Source organism: Sulfitobacter sp. HI0027 (genome assembly GCF_001634775.1).
In the GTDB taxonomy this organism is placed as follows: Bacteria; Pseudomonadota; Alphaproteobacteria; order Rhodobacterales; family Rhodobacteraceae; genus Sulfitobacter.
The window spans coordinates 1-1,483 of the sequence record NZ_LWER01000070.1 but is presented as its reverse complement, the minus strand read 5'-3'; the positions used below and the strand labels follow the sequence as shown (position 1 = coordinate 1,483).

The 1,483-nt window shown below is 52.2% G+C and carries 1 protein-coding gene and 2 pseudogenes; 1 reads left to right on the top strand and 2 read right to left on the bottom strand.

The genetic code is table 11. The annotated features are described in order from the left end of the window. Positions 1–347, bottom strand: a pseudogene (locus A3722_RS24505) (IS3 family transposase); the annotation flags it as partial. Between the two features lie 53 nt (positions 348–400). Then, a pseudogene (locus A3722_RS24700) lies at positions 401–757 on the bottom strand (aldo/keto reductase); the annotation flags it as partial. Positions 758–996: 239 nt separating this feature from the next. Between A3722_RS24700 and A3722_RS04280 the strand changes: the two are divergent. Then, a partial coding sequence (locus A3722_RS04280; RefSeq protein WP_150120431.1) for an IS30 family transposase occupies positions 997–1,483 on the top strand: 487 nt, incomplete at its 3' end.

Genomic DNA, 1,483 nt, shown 5'->3' with positions numbered 1-1,483 from the left:
CCGGGGCCATATGCCGTGTTGGAGGCCGGCTTCATGTCAGGAAAGGCCTCGCGCACCCACGCCGTCATTGTGGTTCGGCATGGATAGCCTAAAGCACGCAGCGTCCATGAGATACAGCGGCCATGGGTTGCATAATGCTCTAACGCCATCTCCTTTTGCGCCAGCGAGAATTTAGGCGGGCGTGGTGCCGATCGTATCGGCAAGTCCTGCAGACGTTGGTATTCTCGATACCACCCTTTAAGGGCGTTCTTCGTTGGATACCCCAACTCACGGATGGTGGCCTGAGCGCGCTTGCCGAGCTTGATATAAAGCTTAACCGCGCGCAGTCGTTCTTCGTAGCTGTACATGAACTATCTCCAAGATAGTCCAACTTTTCGTCCGCACCCCCAATTAGATCAACGCACTCTACACCTAGACGCTGAAGCGACTTGTCCAGTTCGGCCTCCAGATGTTCTGGTGAGTTGTCAAAGCAGCGGTTTCCGTCAAGGTTGCGGGTAATCGTCGCCTTAGTAGCAATGAGGAAGTCCTGCCGCGCAAGAGGGTTGGCCTTCAGATAGGTTCCTATGGCGTTCTCTGATTTGCCCATGCCATAGATATTGGCGCTGTCGATATGGGTGATACCATGCTCGCGGCAGGTATTTAGGATCGCATGGCTTTCGGCTTCGTTCGTCGGGCCATACATGTCGGAAAAGGACATCGCGCCATAGCCGATGCATCCAACTTCTGGCCCATTTACGCCAAGTTTCCGCGTCTTCATAAAGCTCTTTCAGGTTCATATTAATGAAAAATCATGGCCATGATGCGAGAAAGAAGCTGGATTGTCGAGCTCACAGGTTTGTTGAAGCCCGCCAACGGCGATGGGAACGTTATCTGATTGTTCGGCTGGGAATTAGATTACATAAGTTAGCTTATGCGTTTTTTGGCAATGTAGCCGGCACATTCTAAACTGGGTTGCGACACTTCCGGTATCTTGCTGAAAAAGCAAGGAGAACAGACATGGCACATACAGAGCTGGATTTGCGTGAAAGACGCATCATCGAGGACATGCTCAGAGCAAAATTCTCGATCAACAAAATAGCCGCTGAGCTTGGGAGACACCGCTCAACAGTCTATCGCGACATAAAGCGGAATTTTTACATTGATGGCGAAATGCCAAATCTCAGTGGCTACTATTGTGTGATTGCACAGCGGAAGGCAGAAGCTCGACGTGCGCGGCGGCGGAAATTGATCCGTCTCCCTAAGCTTCGGAAGGCTGTTATCACTCAGTTGAAAGAAGGCTGGTCGCCCGAGCAGATTGCCGGTCGGCTTACATTCGAAGGACATGCCATTCGCGTCAGCCATGAGACGATCTACGCCCATGTTTACAGCGCTGAGGGACAATCCGAAGAATTAGCCAGATACCTTCCAAGTCGTCGCAAGAAACGACGGTCCCGGTATGCCAGACGCCCCCGAGACCAGGTATTCCCGCTGGATCGGTCCATTC